This window comes from Bradyrhizobium sp. Ken51 (assembly GCF_055807435.1).
In genome coordinates this window covers 1-22377 of record NZ_JBVVPB010000017.1, presented here as the reverse complement: position 1 = coordinate 22377, position 22377 = coordinate 1, and the positions used below count along the sequence as shown (strand labels likewise).

The 22377-nt window shown below is 56.6% G+C and carries 18 protein-coding genes and 1 pseudogene; 8 read left to right on the top strand and 11 right to left on the bottom strand.

Translation table 11 applies throughout. The features are described from left to right. Positions 1-165: 165 nt before the first annotated feature. From AC0L27_RS25990 to AC0L27_RS25970, 5 genes are all read right to left on the bottom strand, one after another. Positions 166-1146 carry a glycosyltransferase family 2 protein gene (locus AC0L27_RS25990; protein WP_473320699.1) on the bottom strand — a complete coding sequence of 327 codons (981 nt, stop codon included), beginning with the start codon at positions 1144-1146 and terminating at the stop codon, positions 166-168. A gap of 258 nt (positions 1147-1404) precedes the next feature. Continuing rightward, positions 1405-2382 (bottom strand): NAD-dependent epimerase/dehydratase family protein, encoded by a 978-nt coding sequence (locus AC0L27_RS25985; protein ID WP_473320698.1) that lies wholly within the window; start codon positions 2380-2382, stop codon positions 1405-1407. After that, on the bottom strand, positions 2379-3596 hold the full coding sequence (locus tag AC0L27_RS25980) for a glycosyltransferase family 4 protein (protein ID WP_473320696.1): 1218 nt from the start codon (positions 3594-3596) through the stop codon (positions 2379-2381). Before AC0L27_RS25980 ends, AC0L27_RS25985 begins: the two co-directional genes overlap by 4 nt. Positions 3597-3842: 246 nt before the next feature. Then, the gene (locus tag AC0L27_RS25975; protein ID WP_473320695.1) at positions 3843-4025 is read right to left on the bottom strand and encodes a hypothetical protein; all 183 of its coding nucleotides are present in this window, start codon (positions 4023-4025) and stop codon (positions 3843-3845) included. 370 nt (positions 4026-4395) lie between these two features. Beyond that, the gene (locus AC0L27_RS25970; protein WP_473320694.1) at positions 4396-5424 is read right to left on the bottom strand and encodes a glycosyltransferase family 2 protein; all 1029 of its coding nucleotides are present in this window, start codon (positions 5422-5424) and stop codon (positions 4396-4398) included. 135 nt (positions 5425-5559) lie between these two features. Here AC0L27_RS25970 and AC0L27_RS25965 point away from each other — a divergent pair, with 135 nt between their 5' ends. From AC0L27_RS25965 to AC0L27_RS25940, 6 genes are read left to right on the top strand one after another with little or no spacing between them, the layout of a single operon-like run. Then, on the top strand, positions 5560-6525 hold the full coding sequence (locus AC0L27_RS25965; RefSeq protein ID WP_473320692.1) for a UDP-glucuronic acid decarboxylase family protein: 966 nt from the start codon (positions 5560-5562) through the stop codon (positions 6523-6525). Between the two features lies 1 nt (position 6526). Then, positions 6527-7525, top strand: coding sequence for a UDP-glucose 4-epimerase GalE (gene galE, locus AC0L27_RS25960; RefSeq protein WP_473320691.1), 999 nt, complete (start codon positions 6527-6529; stop codon positions 7523-7525). A gap of 41 nt (positions 7526-7566) precedes the next feature. After that, entirely contained in the window at positions 7567-8685 is a 1119-nt protein-coding gene (locus AC0L27_RS25955) for a glycosyltransferase family 2 protein (protein WP_473320689.1), read from the top strand. Then, positions 8682-11642, top strand: a complete 2961-nt coding sequence (locus AC0L27_RS25950; RefSeq protein WP_473320685.1) for a glycosyltransferase — start codon at positions 8682-8684, stop codon at positions 11640-11642. The genes AC0L27_RS25955 and AC0L27_RS25950 overlap by 4 nt, the downstream gene beginning before the upstream one ends. Next, positions 11639-12646, top strand: coding sequence for a glycosyltransferase family 2 protein (locus AC0L27_RS25945; protein WP_473320684.1), 1008 nt, complete (start codon positions 11639-11641; stop codon positions 12644-12646). The genes AC0L27_RS25950 and AC0L27_RS25945 overlap by 4 nt, the downstream gene beginning before the upstream one ends. After that, positions 12639-14459: an ABC transporter ATP-binding protein gene (locus AC0L27_RS25940; protein WP_473320682.1), complete on the top strand. Its 1821-nt coding sequence runs from the start codon at positions 12639-12641 to the stop codon at positions 14457-14459. Before AC0L27_RS25945 ends, AC0L27_RS25940 begins: the two co-directional genes overlap by 8 nt. Positions 14460-14581: 122 nt before the next feature. Here the strand turns inward: AC0L27_RS25940 and tnpC are convergent. The 6 genes and pseudogenes from tnpC to AC0L27_RS25910 all read right to left on the bottom strand — a co-directional run bounded on the left by tnpC (position 14582) and on the right by AC0L27_RS25910 (position 20754). Beyond that, a pseudogene (gene tnpC, locus AC0L27_RS25935) lies at positions 14582-16111 on the bottom strand (IS66 family transposase). A gap of 69 nt (positions 16112-16180) precedes the next feature. Further along, the gene (gene tnpB / locus AC0L27_RS25930) at positions 16181-16537 is read right to left on the bottom strand and encodes an IS66 family insertion sequence element accessory protein TnpB (protein WP_007606730.1); all 357 of its coding nucleotides are present in this window, start codon (positions 16535-16537) and stop codon (positions 16181-16183) included. Further along, the gene (gene tnpA / locus AC0L27_RS25925; protein WP_473320681.1) at positions 16534-16968 is read right to left on the bottom strand and encodes an IS66-like element accessory protein TnpA; all 435 of its coding nucleotides are present in this window, start codon (positions 16966-16968) and stop codon (positions 16534-16536) included. The genes tnpB and tnpA (AC0L27_RS25925) overlap by 4 nt, the downstream gene beginning before the upstream one ends. A gap of 91 nt (positions 16969-17059) precedes the next feature. Next, positions 17060-17431, bottom strand: a complete 372-nt coding sequence (gene tnpA, locus AC0L27_RS25920; RefSeq protein WP_473320679.1) for an IS66-like element accessory protein TnpA — start codon at positions 17429-17431, stop codon at positions 17060-17062. Positions 17432-17556: 125 nt separating this feature from the next. Continuing rightward, positions 17557-18285, bottom strand: coding sequence for an acyltransferase (locus AC0L27_RS25915; RefSeq protein WP_473320678.1), 729 nt, complete (start codon positions 18283-18285; stop codon positions 17557-17559). A 1458-nt stretch (positions 18286-19743) separates the two neighbouring features. Next, positions 19744-20754, bottom strand: coding sequence for a hypothetical protein (locus AC0L27_RS25910; RefSeq protein ID WP_473320677.1), 1011 nt, complete (start codon positions 20752-20754; stop codon positions 19744-19746). A gap of 222 nt (positions 20755-20976) precedes the next feature. Here AC0L27_RS25910 and AC0L27_RS25905 point away from each other — a divergent pair, with 222 nt between their 5' ends. Further along, entirely contained in the window at positions 20977-21237 is a 261-nt protein-coding gene (locus tag AC0L27_RS25905) for a hypothetical protein (RefSeq protein ID WP_275171397.1), read from the top strand. Positions 21238-21893: 656 nt separating this feature from the next. Further along, positions 21894-22377 (top strand): cadherin-like domain-containing protein (locus AC0L27_RS25900; protein WP_473320675.1); only part of this gene is annotated, 484 nt, incomplete at its 3' end.

Below are 22377 nucleotides of genomic sequence, written 5' to 3'. Positions count from 1 at the left end.
TATTGGTAGGTCGTTAAATTAGATGGCACGCGCAGCAACCCCATCAGCCCGGTAAGCAATAGGCTCCGTCGACAAAATCGCAATGTTGCGAAAACTGCCGAGCTTTGCGCTTTCCCACGTGCTTCGGTGGCAGACCGCGCCGATCTGGACGCATAGCTCACTGGCTCAGCCACCAAGTTCGCGAGGCCGCGTTGGCTTGTCCGATGGAACGAACAACGACATCATGGCTTGGAACGCCAGCACGGTCAGACATAGCGGCGCTGCCAGCAGCACCGCATCGTACCGCTTCTTCGATATTGCATATTCGGCAGCCGCACTCATTTCGGTTCGCAGAGTCCGCAGACCGCCCCAACCGCGTCGATTCCAGGCCGATCTCAACCAGCGCATCGCGAACGTGGCTCGAGTATCCGGCCGCAGGATGTATTTTGCGAAGAAACTGCCGCGTCCGCGGTCGTAGGAGCCCAGCAAGGCCGGAATGTCGGCTTCAATACGCCCATGGTCATGATAAACGACGGGTCTCGGGTCGAAATAGACGTTGAATCCGGCCCACAGTACCGCGGTCACCGCGTCGATATCCTCGCAAGGAAACCGAGTACCCGCGCCCAGCTCGGGATCGATTCCGCCGATGGTCTCGAGCGTCGTGCGTCGAAATACGATGTTTGCGCCGTGCAGGGCCCCGGGGTGCACAAATGTCCGTCGCAAATAAGTTCGCCGCAGCGGATCTTCGTCGATGGTGATTCGGGCGTGTTTCGGATTGTAAAGCAAAATGCGTCCGCCAATCGCGCCGGCATCGGAATGATCGGCAAAGGCGGCTACGATCGCGTCCACGTAGTCGGGCGCCGGATAGCAGTCGTCGTCGGTGAGGGCAACAAGCCTCCCGCTCGCCGCCTTCCAGCCCTCGTTTCGCGCTGCTCCCAGTCCAATCCGCTTGCCGAGCACGTATCTTGATGCCGCGTTATTGGCGCACTCGCGCTGCAGCACGGCCGCCGTGCCATCGGTCGAAGCGTTATCGACCCAGATGACTTCGTAGGCGTGGTGGCTACGTAAGGCCCGCAGCGAATTCAGCGTGTCCTCCAGACGGTTCGCACGATTGCGAGTGCAAATCACGATGGATACTTCGATTTCGCTGGTCGAATCTGCACGCACTGCAACGTCCTGCTCATCTTATCGGTGACTGCGCTTCCAAGTGTGCCGCCGCGCGAATAGGCGGGCGCCAGAGCGCCTACCTTCCGCTGGCGCCGCCAAGGCCAGGAAGTCCTCAGAGAGGTCGCCGGCTGGAGTCGGCTGCATCCCGACGATTGCATGCGTTGGAGGGGAGCCAAGAAAGGGCGCGGCCGGTCTATCGACCGAGGAGGTGAGTCAATAACCGGCGGCCATCACTTGCCTCGGAGGGCTGTTCGGGAACTAGGCCGCCGGCCTGTTCCCAAGCACTTGCCTTTCGATCCACTCATACGACTTCTCAAGGCCTGAGCGCAGCGTAGCGGATGGCTTCCAGCCGAGCTTCTGGCCAATCAGTCGGTTGTCCGAATTGCGGCCACGCACACCGAGCGGGCCCGGGATATGCTTTTTGTGGAGCTTCTTGCCCGCAATATCGGCGACGATGTCAACGAGCTGATTGATCGTGACCATCTCCTCGGAACCGACATTCACCGGGCCTTCGAAGTTTGACCGTGTCAGTCGGGTTGTGCCTTCCAAGCATTCGTCGATATAGAGGAAGGATCGGGTCTGGGTGCCGTCGCCCCAGATCTCGATCTCGCCGCCGTTCGTGGCCTTGGCCACCTTGCGGCAGACCGCAGCTGGCGCCTTTTCCTTTCCGCCATCCCAAGTGCCCTCGGGCCCAAAAATGTTATGATAACGCGCTACTCGATTGCGCATGCCATGGTTGCGATTGTAGGCGAGATAGAGCCGCTCGGAGAACAGCTTCTCCCAGCCATATTCGCTGTCCGGGTTTGCCGGGTAAGCCGAGTCCTCGGCGCAGTTCGGATTGTTTGGATCCAGCTGATTGTGCTCCGGATACATGCAGGCCGAAGAGGAATAGAACATGCCGCGCACATTCCGCTTTTGGCAGGCATCCAACATGTTGAGGTTGATCGTGGCCGAATTGTGCATCACATCGGCGTCATGCTCGCCGGTGAAAATATAACCAGCACCGCCCATATCTGCGGCGAGCTGGTAGACCTCGTCGAACCCGCGGTCTGTGATCTGTCGACAGAAGTACTGGTCGCGGAGATCGCCAACGGCGAAATCGTCGGCTTCGGTGTCGGCAAATGGCGGGAATTTCAGATCCACACCGCGCACCCAGAAACCTTCGCGCTTGAGCCGTTTGACCAGGTGCCCGCCGATGAACCCACCTGCACCGCAAACCAGGGCCGTCTTAGTCATGAAGTTCCCTTTCTCGAATTTCTAGCACGGTTAGCATATTCAAATACCCCTTCAAAACGGTCAGTCACCCGTTTGATGTCGTAATTCTCCAAAGCAAATTTCCTACCACTTTTGGCCGCAGCGTTGCGCAAGGTGTGGTCCTCCATCAACTGAACCGCGGAACGCAGGAATCCCTCCCGATCAGTCGGGTCGACCACAAGGCCGGCTCCATTCCTGCTGACGACCTGGGAAGCGAGGTTCTCCCCTGGTGCCGCAAGCAATACGGGGCGTTGTGCGCAGAAATATGACTGCACTTTGGACGGAACAGAGAACATCCCCGCATCGGGTTCGATTGTCGCGACTGTCACGTCAGACGTTGCAAGAACTTTAGGCAGATCGGAAAACGATTGCAGGGGCAACAAGATCAGGTTGTCGATTCCATGCTCACGCTTCGCGCGCTCGAGTTCCGAGACACCCACGCCCTGGCTCACCACCACAACTTTGGCGCGGCCCTTCACGTCTCTCGCCAGGTCAATCAGAAGCTGCGGATTATGTTTCAATGCGAGCGTGCCGGAGTATAGGAAGTTGAACGTATCAGAGAGGCCGTGACGTCGCGCCCAATCATTGTTTTTGGAAAGAGGCGAAATCTCGTTTAGCGCACCCCAGTTCTCGATCGTGAATATCTTTTCCCCGGCACTTCCCCATTTCCTTGCGACGTCAGCAAAAGAGTCGGTGATCACCACGATGGCGTCGGAGTGGGCAAACTGTCGGCGTTCGAGGACAGAATAGTAGGTGCCAATGCCCGCGCCGATCAGACCCATCTTCTTTCGCAGCAGCTTTGAAACGGCGATACTGTAGAAGTCCTGAACCCAGAACACAAAGGCGGCCCCGCATTTGCGGGAGGCTTTGACAATCGCGGTCTGAGCCTCGGTAGGCGTATTGCCCGAAATGACGAGATCGGGCCGTAATGACATCACCAACTTTGCGACCGCTTTTCCGTAGGTCACGTCATCGAACCGGCGGCGGACGAAAGATTTTTTGTCGTACGGACGCGGCAGCTTCACCCCTTCAAAAGATAGGCTGGAGGGATCAGAGGAGCTGTGTACAAGGCGGCCCTTGGGTCCGTGATCGCCGTGAAAGTAGGCGTGCGTAACCTGGTGTCCTCGCGAGGCGAGTTCGCGGCTGAGATTGACTTGAAAGGGGTGGCCGGCATAGTCATGAACTAAAATCTTCAATGGGACCACCTTGGACGCGCGAATGCATTGTTGATCATGCGCAAGTTCATGTCCGATCTTATCCTGGTTGTCTATCAGGCGCCGACTTAACCGTTAATAGCGGCGAAAATCGTCCGAACCTGTACGGCCCGTGGCGGTCGTCAGATTGCCTAAACCCATGGCACCCACCGCGCTGAGCTCCATGAAACGGGCCGAGAGAGCATGAGCCAGTACTTGCTGCTTGATCTCGGGTCGTGCTTGTGACAGTTAGTGCTCAATTGGACAATAGCAACGTGTTCGCTGCTTTTGACCCGCTGCTTTCGACACCATGTAGTCGGCGAAATTGCGGCCTTTGATCAGCAGGCCCTTCATGTTTTTCAGAATTTTGTTCGGTGCATCCGCTGCCCTCGTGGCTGCGATCGTGCCGGCGGTCGCCGACCCGATGCTCATCGATTTCTCATGGCAGGGGACGAAGGGCTGCGTTACCCTATTTCCAAATCCCGAAATCCGCATCCGCAACGTCCCGCCTGATACCAAACTCTTGCTGCTAACCCTGACGGAAGGCACGAGGGATATGGGCGGCCAGGAAGTCGTCGTTCCCACAAACGGCGTTGTGCCCCCCGGGAGTATTCGAACGTTTGGTCCATGCAGGCCAGACGTTTACCAGTGGACTGCCGTAGCAAGATCCGCTGGCGGGAAAGTGCTGGCGGAAGCCCGACGGGCTCGCTTCTATCCGACTGACGAGCCTGTGCCTGAGAAGCCTTGACTAGCTCTGGTGCATTCGGAAACCCCGGCCCCAGCATCTGCGGTTGTTACCTCTTCAACCGCCTTCGATACTGTTCGGTCGACGGGTGCCACAGCGCCGTTTCGTTGGTGGCTCGGGGAGAAACCTGTTAGTTGCGGGAGACACATCTTGCCGTAACCACCTCAGCAAACGACGGGTCGAGCCACCCAGCAGCCACACAAGTGACGCAGCCGCGGTTGTTAGCCTGCCCTGCGACTGATTGGTAAGCAGTTCGATTGCATGGCGAATATGTCCGCGATCGATCGCTCGCAATGCGAGCGATCGTGCAAGTATGGCTTCACCGCGCGCGAAATTGGCGGACAATTCCGGATATCTCGATAGGAATTCGGCTTCCACAAATCGCCTGGATTGCATCATCTGCGCGAAATCATCGGACATCGAGCCGGGTGAGACGCGATACCCGATTAGATATTCCGGAACCATAGCTATCTCGTACCGCTCTGCAATTTGAAGATACAACTTCCAGTCTTCGCAGCCCTGACCTCCGCGAGAGCGAAGCGACTCGTCGAAACCTCCCGCAGCAATCAGTGCTTCTCGTCTTATAAGCGCGTTACTACCACTGATTATAATGTTACCTCGGCACATCTCAGGAAGAATTCTGCCCTCCAGCGGGGTCGGGGGAGCAAAACCAGTGACGTTGGCGCAAGTATCAATCCAACAACACCAGGCATAGACGAGCCCGGTTTCGGGACCTCGGCTTTCGAACCGTTCAAGCTGTCGCGCTAGTTTTGTCGATTGCCAGAGGTCGTCCGCGTCAAGAGTGGCGATGAATTCCCCGCGGGCTGTGGCAATTCCGCAGTTGCGTGCCGAAGCTACTCCGCCGTTCGGCTTAGATAGGTAACGAACTCTCACATCCCGTTCGACAAGTTGCGCGGCGACGAGCCTCGTCTGATCTGTGGAGCCATCATCTACAATGATCACTTCAAGATTGCGGTGCGTCTGGTTCAGCGCGCTTACCACAGTCTCATAAATAGTCTGTCCGGCGTTAAAAGCCGGCACGATGACTGAAATGAGCCTGTCTCTCAACAAATGGGGAGAACGCACGACACCATCTTAATGCTTAATTTCAATTGAACTGTACTGTTTGATGCAATCTCATAAATTCTAGCCGTTGGCCGGTCGTATTGCGATAGTCGTACTTAAATAAGGTAAATCTTCAACAATTACAAGGGGTTGCTAGTGGCGCGTCAGGCAAGGCGGATATTAATCACCGGCGGTGCGGGCTTTTTGGGCTCACATCTATGCGAGAAGCTGATTAATGCGGGACACGAAGTTCTTTGTCTCGACAACTTCTACACGGGCTCGAAAGCAAACGTGCGTGACCTGCTGGAGTGTCATCGCTTCGAACTCATGCGACACGACATTACTTTTCCGCTCTACGTCGAGGTTGACGAGATCTATAATTTAGCGTGCCCAGCCAGCCCGGTTCATTATCAACACGATCCAGTTCAAACGACTAAGACCAGCGTACATGGATCAATAAACATGCTTGGGCTGGCCAAAAGAGTGAACGCTAAAATTCTCCAAGCCTCAACCTCGGAAGTTTACGGTGATCCCGAGGTGCACCCCCAGGATGAGTCATACTGGGGACGAGTTAATCCGATCGGCCCACGCTCTTGCTATGATGAAGGGAAGCGCTGTGCCGAGACGCTGTTTTTTGACTACAGACGGCAGCACAACCTTCCAATTAAAGTTGCGCGGATCTTCAATACTTACGGTCCGAGAATGCGTCCGAATGATGGGCGGGTGGTTTCAAACTTCATTGTGCAAGCTCTTAGAAACCAACCTATCACGGTCTACGGGGATGGGAGTCAGACCCGGTCGTTTTGCTACGTCGACGATCTGATTGATGGTCTCATTAAGCTGATGAATACGAGCGAGAATGTCACGGGACCAATCAACCTAGGAAACCCTATCGAATTCACGATGTTGGAGTTGGCCAATTTGGTCGTTGAAATCACTGGATCCAGGTCGGTTATCGACCACAAGCCGCTGCCCACGGATGACCCAAAGCAGCGTCAGCCTGATATAACTCGAGCGCGTCACACGCTGGGCTGGTCCCCGTCGGTTCCACTTCGAGATGGTCTGCAGCTAACAATCGCATACTTCGACAAATTGCTGATGGTTGACGGCGCGGGTAGGTAGCATGACTAAAACAGTGCTGATAACCGGAGGCGCCGGTTACGTAGGTTCACACTGCTGCAAAGCATTCGCCGGTGCGGGATGGGACGTAGTAACTCTGGACAACCTCTCAAGAGGTTGGCGCGAAGCCGTCCGCTGGGGTCCTCTAGTACAATGTGATATCCAGAACTCGAGCGAGGTGCGTGCCACACTGGATAAGTTTAAGCCGGATTTGGTTGCACATTTCGCTGCCTTTGCTTACGTCGGCGAATCCGTGCAAAATCCCGCAATCTACTATGAGAACAATACGGCCGGCACTCTAGCGCTATTAGAGTCGATGCGCGCGGCCGGCAGTCGCCATCTCTTGTTTTCCAGCACGTGTGCGAGCTACGGAAACCCTGAGTACATACCTATCGACGAGAGTCATCGTCAATCGCCGATCAATGCTTATGGGTGGTCTAAGATGATCATCGAGCGAATGTTAGAGGATTACGGCAAGGCTTATGGAATGGCGTCCGTTTCGCTGCGATACTTCAACGCCGCCGGCTGCGACCCGGATGGGAAGATTGGGGAGCATCACGAGCCGGAGGTCCATGCCATTCCTCTGGCTATCGAGGCAGCCCGCAGGCCGGATAGACCATTCACAATCTTTGGAACCGACTTTCCCACGCCGGACGGTAGCGCAATCCGGGACTATATCCACGTCGGTGATCTGGCGAGAGCGCATCTGCTTGCTGGCGAGATGTTATTGGGACGAAGCGGCACGCATGTGTTCAACCTCGGAAGCGGCGTTGGGACCAGCGTGCTTGAATTGATTGAAGCAGTGAGGCGTGTTGCAAAGAGTAATCCCGCTATTCGGATTGGTCCGCGGCGCGAGGGAGACCCGCCCGAGCTTGTTGCTTCCTTCGCCAAGGCCGAGCGAGAACTCGGATGGAGGCCACGGCAGTCTCAGATCGATTTTATCATCGAGACGGCTCTCACCTGGCGCGATCGTCATCATCCTTCTTGTTGTCCGCAATTATGACGAACGTTGCTTTGCTCAAAGACCTTCCGTTGGGAAGGGGTGTGGCGCATATCGCGGTGACGTCATGCGAAGACGTCGCCAACACACAATTAGGCGAGGGGATGAACGTTTTTTGGCGAGGCGACCGACCGATCGGCCACGTACTCGTGCATGAAGGCGAAACGACAAATTCTCAGATTGCGCATATCGATGCAACGTTTCTGGCAGCTGCCGATGCCGAATTGCGACAACGAGACCAGCCTTTACCTACCGCAACCGTGGTGATCTGCACTCGCGACCGTCCGGATGAACTCCGGGTGTGTCTCTCGTCGCTCCCCCAGCAAAGCTATCCTCCTCGCCAAATAATCGTCGTAGATAATGCGTCTCGCGATCAGCGAACGCGGGATGTCGCGCTCGCGGCTGGGGTCACTTACGTTCGCGAGGATCGGCCGGGACTTGATGTCGCAAGGAATACTGGTGCCCTGCTCGCAACCAGCGAGATTGTAGCATACACCGACGACGATGTGACCCTGCATCCGCATTGGTTGGAGCGATTGGTGTCCTCGTTTGACGCGCCACAAATCGGCGCCGTGACGGGGCTCGTGCTGCCGGCAGAACTTGCGACTGAAGCACAAGTTCACTTCGAAAGTTATTGGAGCTTTGGCAAGGGCTATCGACAGCACGATTTCGATAAGGCGCAGTTTGAGTCTTACGCCAAGCGAGTTTTTCCTGCTTGGGAATTGGGTGCGGGAGCCAGTATGGCCTTTCGTCGTAAAGTGTTTGACGAAATCGGTCTCTTTGATGAGCGGCTTGATGTAGGCCAGGCCGGCTGTTCAGGTGATTCGGAATATTGGTATCGGTTGCTTGCGAAGGGGTATACTTGCCGGTATTCTCCAATATCGGTTGCCTTCCACTTTCACAGAAAGACGTTGGAGGGGCTAGCTAGCCAGATATATTTTTACATGCGCGGCCATGCTGCTGCATTGCTCGTGCAATTCGAGAGGACGGGGATCGCGGCCAATCGAAAGCAGGCATACTATGTCGTGCCTCGGTGGTACCTAGGCCGACTTCGTAATAAGCTTCTAGGGCGAAGGAGTGTCGGCGATCGCTTTCTACGAGAGGAAATGAGTGGATATTTTGCGGGTTTGTTCTTTTATCATCGCAAGAGAATGTCCGAATGACGGCCGATTGCGTCGTCTCGATCATTATTCCAGCGCACAACGCGGAAAGAACGCTGGCGAAAACGCTCGAGAGCGTGATTGAGCAGGTGGACCCAAGATGGGAGGCGCTGATTGTTGACGATTGTTCGACAGATGGAACGCCGACGATCATAGACCAATGTGTAAAGCGTGATAGTCGATTTGTCGCGCTTAGCTCGCACGCAAGGTGCGCATCCGTAGCGCGCAATGTCGGAATAGCGAACGCGAAGGCTGAGCGATTGTTGTTCTTGGACAGCGACGATTGGATCGATAATCATTTTTTGTGCAAGATGAACGCGGCGCTCGACAAGAACCCGTCAGCGGTAGCTGCTTATTGCAATTATTGTCGGGTAATGCCCGACGGCACTGAATCGCCGGTGCGCGGGGACGGGCGCATCGAAGAGGCTCCGCTCGAGTCTTTCGCTAGGAGCTGTGCCACCGTTATTCATAGCGTACTAGTTAAAAGGGCTGCTGTTTTAGCCATCGGCGGGTTCGATGCCACCCTCCGCACCTGTGAAGATTGGGATCTTTGGCAGCGCGTCGCACGGCTAGGTGGAAATTGGATTCATGTAAGCGAAAGATTGAGCTATTATCGAGCGAGCGATAGCTCACTCACGCAAGATGTTGCGTGCATGATGGCGGATGCTAAGATTGTAATTGCGCGGGGCTTTTCTGCTGGCAGCGGAACGGAATCATCTTCAGCAGTATTCAAGGACGATCCGTCTACGAGGCCAGTAGGCAGTGCGGCAACGGCTTATGCCTATTTCTGTTTGTGGTGTGCCGGCTTTGATTGCGGTCGCGGCCAAGCTCCCCCGACTATAAGCGGGTTGCTGAGCGACATCCCTAAGACCGATGCTGCCGCCGATGTCATCGTTAGCATTCTGCTGGATTCGATCATGGTGGGCGCCAGGACGGTCCCGGCTAAACTTGCAAGGCATTGGGCCAACTATGGTGGTCCGACTGCGGATCTGATCAGCGAAATAGGACAGGCGTGGAACGACCTGGATGCCGCCCGCAAAATTCAGTATTCGTTCGAGCGCAAGTTACTAGATTTTGACGATCTTTCAGAACCGCGGGCGCTCTCCCTGACCTACGGATTGCGCGTTGACCTTCGTAGACTGTCCCCGATAGCGCCGATTGGGGGCATTGATCGTCTTTATATTTATCTTTGCGACGGACCACGCATTCTGGCTTTGCTTGACGTCGGCGTACTGGGTGAAATCGGCCCAGACTTCTGGATGGAGCTCTTCACCGGTCATATAGGAAACTTGCCGATTGATAAAAGAGTTGGAAAAGTCGTTTGGCTAAAACTTAGAGCTTACGAAGTAAGGCGGCGTTTGAAGCGGCTTCTGCCTCGAGAGTTCATCGAACTTAGGTCAAGTAGCTCGACTGAGCATGCGAGTCGATTGCAGCGATTAAAGGACGTCGCATATGAGCAGGCAGCACCACTAGCTGAGTCAAATTCGGTTGCATCGAGATACAGTCGCCTGCGAGGCGTAGAGAGGGCTCGGGACGTCGGCCGGGAGCTTTTTTGGGAGGGTCTATTTGAGGAGGAGGATCCTTGGAATTATGGTTCGCGGTACGAACAGGAAAAATTTGACAGACAACTTGATTTGCTTCCAGCTAAAGCGCCCGAGCGTGCTCTCGAACTTGCGTGCGCTGAGGGGCATTTTACTTTGCAATTGGCCGCCAGAGTCAAGCACTTGGTTTCATCTGACATTTCAGTCAAGGCGATTGAGCGAGCCCGAACCCGATGTAATGCTTTGAGCAATGTTGACTTCGCTCATCTTGATTTGTCCACCGATGCCGTTCCGAAAGATATGGATCTAATTGTTTGTTCTGAGGTGCTTTACTATTTGGACGATCAAGCTGAGTTAGATCGAGTCGCAAAACGACTAGCACAGTCTTTACGACCCGGCGGGCACCTTCTCACAGCGCATGCTTTCGTACTAAAAGATAATATGTCGCGAACAGGGTTCGACTGGGAAAACCCATTCGGAGCGGAAAAAATTTCGCAGGTAATGGAGAGCGTCCCCGAACTTGCCCTGGAAGCTTCCATACAGACGGAGCTATATCGGGTAGATCGATACAGGCGGTTGTACCCTGGAGAGCTGGCCCCCGCGCCGCATGTGCAGAATGCCCCGGTCAACGCGCCAATAGAGACCGAAGTCGCGCGGTTTATAGTATGGGATGGTGCCGTTGCACGGCGTTTGGAATTGGCGGGCTCCGAGAGGAACTCGCATATTCCTGTCTTGATGTACCACCGAATTGCCGCCGACGGGCCCGAGCAACTAGCGCGGTATCGCCTGCGGCCGGAAGCGTTTAGGGCGCAGATGCGATGGCTACGCCGTAACGGATATCACACAATCAATTCGGAACAGCTCGCATGGTTTATTGAGAATAATCACCCATTCGTTGGTCGACCCGTTCTGATCACGTTTGACGACGGCTATGAAGATTTTGCCGAGAACGCTTGGCCTATCCTTCAGGAGAATGATTTCTCTGCAGAGGTATTCATTGTAACCGACCTTGTCGGCACGCGGTCGGAATGGGACACGTCTGCCGGGAGCCCTGCGCCGCTTATGAGCGCTGCGAGAATCTCAGAACTCGCTATGGAAGGAGCGACATTCGGCAGTCATCTCGCAAGCCACTCCCGCGGCGATGGGCTTTCAACAAGAAAACTTGCCGAGGAATTGACGCGCTCCCGCGCGCAGTTGGAAAAATGGCTGGGCCGACCCGTGACATCGCTTGCAGCGCCGTTCGGCCGTACAGATCAGAGGCTTAGAATTCTTGCGGCGGAGTGCGGTTTCAAGGTCGGATTTAGCACGGTCAATAGTGTGGTGAGGCTGACGGACGATCTGCTTGATCTTCCGCGGATCGAAGTGCGGGGCGACAGCACACTTGATGCATTTGTAAATTGCATGGAGGCGTATCGATGACGATCGATCCGCATCTCGTAAGCGTGGTGATCCCCGCATACAATGCGTCCTCAACAATCCATGAGACCCTTTACAGCGTTAGATCGCAGTCACACGAATTGCTCGAGATCATAGTCGTTGACGATGGATCGACCGACGACACTCTCGTTGTCGTACAGCAACATGCCGCCTTAGATCGACGAATTAGGATTATCAGTCAAGACAACGCTGGCGTTGCGGCGGCCAGAAATCGGGGCTGGCAAAGTGCCCATGCCGACCTTGTCGCTTTCGTTGATGCGGATGACCTTTGGGCGGCGACGAAAATAGAGCGTCAGCTTAATGCGATGGTCGAAGGAGGGGAGCAGATCGGCTTGGTTTATAGCTGGTATGTACTTATTGACGCAAATGGCCGTGTGATCCTGAAAGCTCCGCCAACTTATTGTGCGGGTGACGTTTTGGACGATATTTTCGCTGGTAATTTTATAGGCAACGGCAGCGCGGCTTTGGTTCGCCGGCAGGCTCTCGTAGCCGCAAACGGCTTCGAGAGTGACCTTCACAAGGCGGGCGCACAGGGATGCGAAGATTTGCTTTTCTATTGTCGCGTGGCGGAACAGTACCACTTCGCCGTCGTCCCAGAGTATCAGATTGGCTACCGCTATCTGCCGGAAAACATGTCAAGCAATCTACCTCGAATGCTGCGATCCTGGATGTTAGTGATGGATGAGATGATCACTCGCCATCGGAACCGGAAGAATAGGTTAAATCGTGGCCTAAGAAATTTCGGCAGTTGGTTGCTTTGGAGAGCTTTGACGATGGGCAAGTTTGGCTATTTTCTGTCATCGTCGAAGCTCTTGATGCAACGGGATCCTCTCCTGGCTGCCGTTGTGCTCACGTTTGACCTGCCGCGGGAAGCTATCAGATCCGCACGCAGGCAGCTCAAGAAATCGATGATCCGGAGTAGGACGGGGTCGCATGAGCCCATTTCGTGGTTCAGTATTGGCCAACCAAGTGAGGCCAATGATTAGCGACAAGGATGCGTTTGAGTTGATAGTGGGTAGGCGCGCAGCATTATGCGAATTGTTTCGGTTGCTCAAGGTGGCTCCGTTGCCGCGCTGGATAACCCCTTCGCTGGTTGTCCTCGGCTTAGCCTCGTCGTTGGCGGAAACCGTTGGGATCACGCTTGTTCTTCTTTTCTTCTATCTCGCTATGGGGCAGGTGGAACTGGCAGCGTCGACAAGCGGTCTTCTGGGTGATGCGTTGCGGTATGCCGCGCGTTGGTTTGGTGATCCTATGCCAGCAGCAGGGGTCATTTTTCTGCTCATCGTGGCCCGCGGCGCTATAGCGTTCGTTCATTCTCTTGTCAGTTGCTATGCCGGCGAGCAGATCAACGAAGCCGCCCGCAACTCTGTCCATCAACAATATCTCTCCGTCTCCTATTCCTTTTTTCAGCGCCACGATGAGGCGCAACTGATGGAGATATTGGGCACCGAGACGTGGCTGATTGCCGGGGGGTATGGCAGCCTTACTCGTATCATAGTCAGCGTTTGCTCAATTTTACTTTTCATGTCATTTCTCCTGGCGCTCTCGATTAAAATTTCCGTGGTGGCACTGCTCACCTCGCTACTCATCTCCGTCGGCTTGCGTCAGCTTTCGGCCCCGACGCGCACGCTTGGCGCCAAGGCGAAGGGCATCCATCAGGAACTGGGCAAGCATATGTTGATGACGCTGCAGGGCATGCGTACGATCCGGGCTTACGGGCAGGAAAAGGTTCATCAGCGAAGGTTTGAGCAGGCTTCCTCCGATGCTCGTGAGCTCGCGTTTAGGCTCGCTCGTTTCTCCTCGTTAATCTCTCCCCTTACCGAGGTTGGCTATCTCTTAATTCTCTGCCTAGTCATCGTTGCCGCGAACCTTTGGAGCATTGGTTTCGCAACGACGCTAACGGCAGTCGCTTTGCTCTATCGTCTTCAACCCCATATTCGTGAGCTTGAGGGCAATTTGTTGTATTTGGCGCAGATTGAGCCACAGTTACGTTCTATTCGTCGCATGCTCTCGACAGATGACAAGGACTATCCGCAGTCGGGGCATTGCTCGGTGAAGATGTTGCACGACAAAATTTCATTCAATAACGTGACTTTTCGCTACGACTCGGGTTCTGCGCCTGCTTTGGAGGATGTCACCTTTCACATTCCAGTAGGCAAGACGACGGCGCTGGTTGGTGCCAGCGGTGCCGGCAAGACAACGATCGTCAATCTACTTTTAAGGCTTTACTCCGCGACCGATGGCGCAATCTGCATCGACAGTCTACCACTTGAGGATGTGCGGCGAGCAGATTGGCTCGGGCAGCTTGCCATTGCGGGACAGGACGTCGACCTCATCGAGGGTACAGTCATTGATAATATTCGCATGGCTGATACCAATGCTTCTGAAGATCGGATCTTAGATGCCCTTCGTATTGCCGGCATTTCCGATTTCGTCGACAAATTACCAGACAGATACGATACCTGGATCGGTCAGCACGGACTGCGCTTTTCCGGCGGACAACGCCAGCGTTTTGGCTTGGCCCGTGCCATCTTGCGCAACCCGCAGTTCTTAATTTTGGATGAGGCCATGAGCGCGTTAGATCGGAATTTGGAAGAAAGCGTGAGGCGCGCGATACAGTTACGATTTTCTGGTCGAACCATACTGCTTATAACGCACCGACTTGAAACTATTGCCGCTGCGGATCACGTTGTTTGCATAGAAGACGGAAAAGTTTGCGCAGAAGGACTTCCTTCGGAATTGTTGAAAGATGAGCGTGGTCCGCTCACCAGAGCCACGATGGCTGGCCAAACGTCTTGAATTGTGAGTTCATCAGAGTTCGGGATACCGAGCGTGTAGGCGTCTAGGCTACACGACCGCAAGTGGGCAAAGCAAAGGTCCCTTCCATCTTCGGATTTGCTGTTCCAGCGTAAGCGATGTTCTCAGGCCACGCGCCAGCGTTTTTGGGTAGCGAGATAGGCCCAGGGTAGCAGTTCGTCGATCTGGCTGTTCGGGTGATCGTTGACGATGCGGGTGATGACGTCGGCGAGATAGGCGTGGGGTTCGACGCCGACGAGCTTGCAGGTTTCGATCAGTGAGGCGATGACGGCCCGGTGTTCGCCGCCGCCGTCCGAGCCAGCGAACAGGGCGTTCTTGCGGTTGAGCGCGATTGGGCGGATAGCACGCTCGACGACGTTGGAATCGATCTCGATGCGGCCGTCGGCAATGAAGCGCGTCAGCCCGTCCCAACGCGACAGCGCATATCGGATAGCCTCCGCGAGTTTGGTCTTCTGGCTAATCAGACTGAGCTTGGCGCGCAGCCAGGGCTCGAACTCGTCGGCGATCGGCCGGCTCTTCTCTTGGGGGACGGCGCGACGCTCGTCGGCGGTGCGGCCGCGGATCTGGGCTTCGATGACGTAGAGCCCGGCGATACGTTCGAGCGCCTCGCTTGCGATCGGTGCGGGACCGGCCGCGGCGAGTTCGTAGAAGCGCCGGCGCACATGGGACCAGCAGAACGCCAGTTCTACGTCACCGCGCTCGGCCAGGACCCGATAGCCGGCATAGCCGTCGACCTGGAGGATGCCGGCAAAACCCGCGAGGTGGACGATCGGCCGTTCGGCCTTGCGATCGGGAGCGTAGACATAGGCGACGGCGGGCGGGTCCGTGCCGCCCCAGGGCCGGTCGTCGCGGGCATAGGCCCAGAGCTGGCCGGTCTTGGTGCGGCCGCGTCCGGGATCGAGCACCGGGGCGGTGGTCTCGTCGGCAAACAGTTTTGTCGACTGCTTCAGCCTCGCGAGCAGTCACTCATGCACCGGCCGCAACAGGAAGGCTGCCCGCCCGACCCAATCGGCCGGGGTCGAGCGATCCAGCTCGAGGCCCTGGCGGGCGTAAATTTGAGCCTGCCGATACAGCGGCAGATGGTCGGCATATTTGGCGACGAGTACCTGCGCCACGGTGGCTTCGGTCGGTAGCCCGCCCTCGATCAGCCGCGCTGGCGCCGGTGCCTGCACCATGGTCTCGCAGGCCCGGCAGGCATACTTCGGCCGCCTTACGACCAGGACCCGGAACTGGGCCGGGACGATATCCAATCGTTCGCTCACATCCTCGCCGATCCGGTGCAGCGCCTGCTGACAGCAAGGGCAGGCGTGATCGTCGAGGTCGATCAGCATCTCGACCCGCGGCAGATGCGCCGGCAGCGCTCCTCTGTTCCTGCGGCGCCGTGCGGCTCGGCTCGATCGCTCGGCAGCATTGGCTGCATCGGTTGCGGCATCACTGCTCGCCTCGACCTGCTCGACCTCCTCCAGGCCGAGCAGCAACTGGTCCTCCGGCAGCGTCTCGGCCCGGCGGCCGAAGCGATGACGCTGCAACTCCTTGATGATCTGCTCGAGCCGCGCGGCGCGCGCCCGTTCGGCCAGCAGCATCGCCTTGAGCGTGCCGGGATCGTCCGGAAGCGTGTCGGCCGTCGTCGCCATGATGCGATTACACCATGCGTCGCGGCATCCCGCGAGCGCGACATGCATACTGATTCACTGTGCCGCAGTTCAACTCGCCTGGATCGGCGACGGTGTCTCGCGCGCGGCGTGGACGCGCTTCCAGTCCAGTCCTTCGAGCAAGGCTGACAGCTGCGCCGCGGTCAGGCGAATGACGCCGTCCTGCACGTTGGGCCAGCAGAACGAACCGGTCTCAAGCCGCTTGGCGAACAGGCACACACCCGTGCCGTCCCAATAGATCAGCTTCACCCGGTCGGCGCGCTTGGCGCGGAACACATACACGGCGCCGGAGAACGGATCGGCCTGGATGCTCTCACGCACCAGGGCCGCGAGCCCTTCGGCACCCTTGCGGAAGTCGACCGGCCTGGTCGCCACCATCACCCGCACCGCGCCCGTCGGACCGATCACGTGCAGGTCTTCAGCGCATGGATCACGGCCGCAACCGTCGCGGCATCCGCGCCGCGGCCGACCCGGACGGCGACGCCGTTGATCTCGATCTCGATGATGCCGCTGTTCTCCGCCCCCTCGGGCGTCTTCCGAAGTCGTCGGCGCTGCCGCGGTGAGCGCTCCGGCGGCGTGCACGATGGGCTAACGACAGCGGGCACAAATGTCTGCGGCTCGGGAGCCACTGGGATCGCAACCGGCTGTCGCATTTGCCGGCGCCACGTAAACAGCTGTTGCGGCGACAATCCGTGCCGCCGCGCGACCTCCGATACCACGGTTCCCGGGGCGAGCGTCTCCTCGACGAACCGCGCCTTGTCGTCGGCCGAGAACTGCCGCCGTCGGCCGCTCTCCGTGATGACCTCGACCCGACGAACCGAGGTCCTGGGCTCAAGCATATGGTCAAGCTTAGACCCAAGCCGATCTCCAATCAGAGATCGATCATTCCTCGCTCGACGCCTTCAATGGAAGGTGGGACCGAAACAGCGCTTACGTTCCAGCAACCAATTCTCTCCAGATCGTTTGCGTGATCCGCATCCGAGCCTCGGCCGCGAACTCAATCTCGATCGCGCCGCAGCTTCCGGAGGGCGCCGTCAACGGTTGCCGGTCTGGCGCAATGGAGACCGCCGCAAAACGGGCTTCGCCATCCTGCCGCTGCATCGGCTCGGGCCCGCAAGCGAGGACGCCTGTGCGCGCCTGCCGCCGCCAAGCCGTAACCAGATTTCGGTGAACGTCATGTCGTCGAGCAACCTCGACGACACTAGCCCCAGGCGCCAGACTCTCCTCCACGACCAGAAGCTTCTCGGCAGCGGTCCACCGCCGTCGCCGCTCTGGACCGGCCAGAACCGTAACCGTCGTCACGTTTGCTCATTTGCTTGCGAATTAATGAGAAAGCCATCTCACGCTCGCACCCGATCCGGGAAGGCGGCTTCCACCGACATCGAGCGACCGCTTCGGCAGCAGCGGATTGAGCCACACAGTCTGCATCATTTCCAGCTGACATTGTTCCGAATTACCTTCGCGGGGATCCCTCCAACAAGGGAGTTTTCCGGTACGTCATCTACGACTAAAGCGCCTGCAGCAATGATCGAGCCACTACCTATCGTGACTCCCTTCAGGATCGTGGACCTAGCTCCCAACCAGACATTTTCTCCAATCCTCACGTGACTGACTGTGTCATGGTTCGCATTTGTCAATTGATGTCCATCATTGTCTCTAATAATGACATCTGGTCCAATCGCCGCGCCGGCTCCAATTGTAATTCGGCTTCGGCACTCAATTTGCAGATTGCGCGAGGCATACCCGCCGCCATGAAGTTCAAGCAGTGCACCGTCCTTCACCTCGACAAAGGCGCCCGACTTGATGGCAAAAACGCCTCCAGTTAGCCGAACAGTTGCGTTGCGCATTATGACAAGAGAACCGGGCTCGGCGCCAGAAAAGGGCCATGGTTCGTTGAATAGAAATACGGCGCCTTTACCAACTTCCAGGCGACCTTTCACCGACAATGTCGCTTGAGGGAAGATGAGCACTCTAAGTCCTTGCCCGTGTTTCAGGGCCGCAAATAAAGTTCTTAGGACTGACAATTTCCACAATCGATAGATGTGGGATCGCCCAAAGGAAATCTTTTGATTTAAGACACGCAACGTCGAAAGCCCTCTCGCGACCTCTTCTGCAACAAGATTGCCCAGAGAGGCTTCTTTGACAACAGCTTTCATCCGGCTATCCAGTGTTGTGGGCTTGGCTACTCAATACTGATTTTCCGCATGAGAGGCTGTAGCGAGACGGCGGGCAGGTGCCGTGGGCCGCCCTCTAATCGGAAGGGACCACGGTGCAACGGTCGGCTCTTCGGCAGGGATCGAGGAACTAACCAGATTGATGGGGGAACGATGTTCTGCCAAGAGGCCGTCCCCAATGCACATCGGCTAAACGCAAGGGCAGCCCTGGGGTGAAGGGACGCTGCGCCTCCAATGTTTGTCACCGGCGGATACTTGGCCACACTTGGCAGCCAGCGATCAGCAATCTCTTAAAGGAGAGACCAGCGGGCAAGAGTGCCTTGAGAACCCCAGACACCAAAGCAACAGGGTGGCATCCATTGGTTCTACGAACAGCAAATACGTGCGCTGTACCAAACTGCTATAATAACCAAGATTCCTGCGAGAACTACTACAGCAAGCAGTTTATGAATATCGACCGGGCTCCCGTACGTCAAACGCAGAGCGGAAGTACCGAATTTCAATGCTATATCATCTAGCAACGAACGTTTTCGCTTGGCACACGTTAGCTCCGATTCGATTTCCATAGTCTACGGTGACGCCGGCCTGATCATCCTTCAACTCTAAAATTCAACCAATCTGCGCAATTTGTGGCCGCAGAGACGCCGCGTCTACCTACCAAAAGGGTGTTATATTTGTCGTTATTGAGGACGGAAAATGCAGCGGCCGGATCGTGAGATGACTCGATATGTTCGAAGGGCTCGAGCCGTAGCCGTAGTGCTGGTCGGTGGCCTGTTCTGGTGCCCCGTGTCTCTTAGTGCTGGCGGCGTATGCATTTTGCATCCGCGGCCGTTCAAGTTGCAATCAGACACCGTGCGCTGGTCCTTCACGATCACGCCGGGCGCGCAATGCATTCAGGGTTTGCGCTGGTCAACATTCATAGTCGACAAGATTTCGATCGTCGAAGCGCCGAAATCGGGTCGCTTGGTCTTGAGTGGTCCGTCCTTCCGGTACCTTGCCGATGTAGCGGAAAGGGGCTCCGATCAGTTCAAGATAGCAGTCTCGGGAAGTTCGCTTCGAATCGACGGAACATCCACAATCGACGTAGACGTCAACTTGCGCTGACCAAGGAATCCCTCATCGAGTTCGCTAGCGCGGAACGTTGGTTCGGTTGCTGTTGGCGTTGGGATATGACGAAGCCGCGGGCGGCACTCCCTGGCCAATCGGGTTCTGAAACGGATTGTTGCTGGGCTGCGTCGCCACCGGCGGTCGGGTTCCAGCAGTAGAGCCTTGTGTTCGGACTGAAGTGTTCTTCTGCTGCGTCCCTTGGGCAAAGGCCGGTGCGGCGAGAGATAAAATAAGCGGTAAGATCGCAAATAGTTTCGGTTTCATCGGAATCTCCCTCGTTTCGGCCGTCAATCGTCCCCACAGAGCTAGGCATCGGCGGCATATTTGAAAGAGCTAGGGCTTCTTGCAGGCCGAATAAAAGGTGCCGTTTGTGGTGACAACCCGCTCTATGCACTGCCTGGGATCGGCAATCTCGCCAGCGACGCTGAAATAATAGGCTTGGTTCTTGAGGATAAGCGCGTAATTGCCCGGAGGGAGTTCCAGCCCCGGATCCTCACTGTGGACCTCGTACATCTCGGAATTTTCGGGCACCGGAGAAACCCGGTATGAATACGAGAAATTTCTGATGACCCAGACATCGTCTTCGCCGGGCCGTTTTCCAGCAGCTTCGCTGGAGAATTCGCGTGTGATCTTTGCGATCACGCGCACCTCGGCTCGCTCCAATATGTTCGTCGCCACATCGCGCCGAAACACCAGGAATTTGGGGTGTCCATTCGGCAGGCTTGCACCCCTGGGAAGCTTGAAGGCGGCCGAAACAGCGATCCGGATGTCAGGCGGGCGGCCGGGCAGCAGCTGCAATTCAGTTAATGAGCTGTCGCCAACCGCGTAGATGCCGTATTCCCTCGGCAGCAGCGAACCCGGTTGCGGCGTAGGCGGGTTCGGCGGTAAGTTCAAGCTCGGCGAGGGCGCAGGTTGCTCCGGCGACGTCGATTTTCCATAGCTGTGAACGGCCTTTCCAAGCGAGTCCAGGCGCTCGCGTTGAGAGACCACCGCAAGAAACAATGCAGCGATCAAAAGTACGCCCCCGGAGCGCTTGGCGGCGGTCCAGAAAAGGCGATGCCGGCGTTCAGCAACGGATTCGAGCCCAACCCCGGCGGCCAAAGGGGTGGGGCGAGGGGAATACGGGGGCAAGGGGCCATCCAACTGCGGCGCCATAGATGGTGCCGGAAAAATCTGCTCCTGCGAGAATTGCTCGACACCGCGAATGGCAGCTTCAAGCGCCAATTCGGCCTGCTTCATCTCGGCCGGACCAGAACTGCCGAGTTGCTCTTGAAGCTTGTGGCGCGCGAGATCGTAAACGGTCCGGCGCATCAGCTCCGGGTCGCTCTTAACGGTATCGATCATGCGCGCTATGACGAGCGCGAACTGGACCTCAGACCCGGTCTGTTCTCCTTCGTCTAGGCTGGGCACTCGTAAATCACGGGACGTCATACTGCTTAGGCACCCCGCCGATGGATCATTTACTATCATAATCCGGTGTTTCAAAATTCTCAAAAGAAACTAGTGTACGGCGCATTAGCCGATGGGACTGAAAGTGTCAGTATCCATTCGGCAGGGAGAGGCATTGTGCGCATCAGATTAACCCCCGGCTTCGCGGCCTCCATTTTTCTCTGTTCACTTTTTGGTTCGGCCACCAGTCCGGCATCTGCGATCACTGCCGAGGTCGCTAAAAGGTGCGGCGCTCTCACGGCCAAGCAGTTTCCGCTTCGCGAACGGGGCAATCCCGCAGCGGGCAGTGCCAAGGGCAGCGGCAAGGATCAGCGGGCTTTCTTCAACAAGTGCGTCGCCAACGGCGGCAAGGTTGAGGATGGGAGCACCGAGAAATAGCAGCGAAAGGGTCGTCGCTGGGGGAGCACCTCGTCGCCTCTAGCCGTCGCCTTTTGGCGAGCTGGCTGCGTGAGCTGGCTCCGGGACATTGCCGTCCTTGCCCATGCATTCCCTGAAGTAGGTCTGACGATCTGCCGTTCCGGGGGCCGAGCCGGGTCGCTTGTAGGGATACGCTAGATAAGAAAAGCGCATGCATTTGCGTGCAGCATCTGCACTCGGACCGGCAACGGCGCTATCGTAGCTCACTGTCAGCGCCACGACTGACGCTCCTAGGATCCAGATCGGATTTTGAACAAACATCGCCATACCCGCTGCTCGGAGCAAATTCTTTTTAGAAGTGCTGCTCCGCTAATGCGAAATATGACATTGCTCGTCAAGCAGATGTTTCAATTGCGCTCTTGTTTGAGTTCGAGGAGCAGTCACCTGAAAGTCCCATGATTGCACCAGAGCATCTGAGTTCCACGGCAACTCCTGCTGTAGTGCGGACAAAACCCCTGTCCGTAGTTTCGCGGGCCTCTGCTTCTTGATGTACAAGAATTTAGGAGGCCGTTAAGTCTGTCCGTCGCCCTCGCACACATCATTCAACTTGTTGGCTTCCTGCTAAGTTCGCATTGAGGGGCATTTGATTGCTTGCTGCATGAAAAGGGCAAGCAGTCATGGCAAAACAAACCAAGTTGTTGAGCGGCGCTTACACGAGTGTGCTTTCTGGAACGTCTGGCTCGGACACTCTTTTTGGGGGCGCTGGAAATGACCTCCTCACGGGAGGGGCCGGACGTGACACCTTCGTCGTCTCGAAAGGTTATGGTTCCGACACGATTGCGGACTTCGCTGCCGGAGTAGGCGGCGATGTATTGCGAGTTGCGAATTACGGCTTTTCAAGCTTTTCCGTCTTCAAAGCCGCTAGCAAGCAGGTCGGGACGGACGTCGTTGTAAAGTTGTCGAGCAGCGAAACGGTTACGCTTAAGAATGTGAAGCTGTCTGCACTTGTGGCGGACAACGTAACTTTCGATAGCTCGGTTGCCACCAAGGCTGCCCCGGTGGCCAAACCTGTGACGCTGGCGGGGGGGACCGAGGATACCAGCTACTCCATCAGCGCGGCCACCCTGCTGGCGGGAGTGACGGACGTCGACAGCTCCTCGC

Coding starts and splice junctions, on each gene's coding strand:
- AC0L27_RS25945 (WP_473320684.1), top strand. CDS start 11,639: ATGACGATCGATCCGCATCTCGTAAGCGTGGTGATCCCCGCATACAAT.
- AC0L27_RS25910 (WP_473320677.1), bottom strand. CDS start 20,754: ATGATCGATACCGTTAAGAGCGACCCGGAGCTGATGCGCCGGACCGTT.
- AC0L27_RS25975 (WP_473320695.1), bottom strand. CDS start 4,025: ATGAGCATCGGGTCGGCGACCGCCGGCACGATCGCAGCCACGAGGGCA.
- AC0L27_RS25950 (WP_473320685.1), top strand. CDS start 8,682: ATGACGGCCGATTGCGTCGTCTCGATCATTATTCCAGCGCACAACGCG.
- tnpA (WP_473320681.1), bottom strand. CDS start 16,968: ATGCTTGAGCCCAGGACCTCGGTTCGTCGGGTCGAGGTCATCACGGAG.
- AC0L27_RS25985 (WP_473320698.1), bottom strand. CDS start 2,382: ATGACTAAGACGGCCCTGGTTTGCGGTGCAGGTGGGTTCATCGGCGGG.
- AC0L27_RS25915 (WP_473320678.1), bottom strand. CDS start 18,285: ATGAAAGCTGTTGTCAAAGAAGCCTCTCTGGGCAATCTTGTTGCAGAA.
- AC0L27_RS25940 (WP_473320682.1), top strand. CDS start 12,639: ATGATTAGCGACAAGGATGCGTTTGAGTTGATAGTGGGTAGGCGCGCA.
- galE (WP_473320691.1), top strand. CDS start 6,527: ATGACTAAAACAGTGCTGATAACCGGAGGCGCCGGTTACGTAGGTTCA.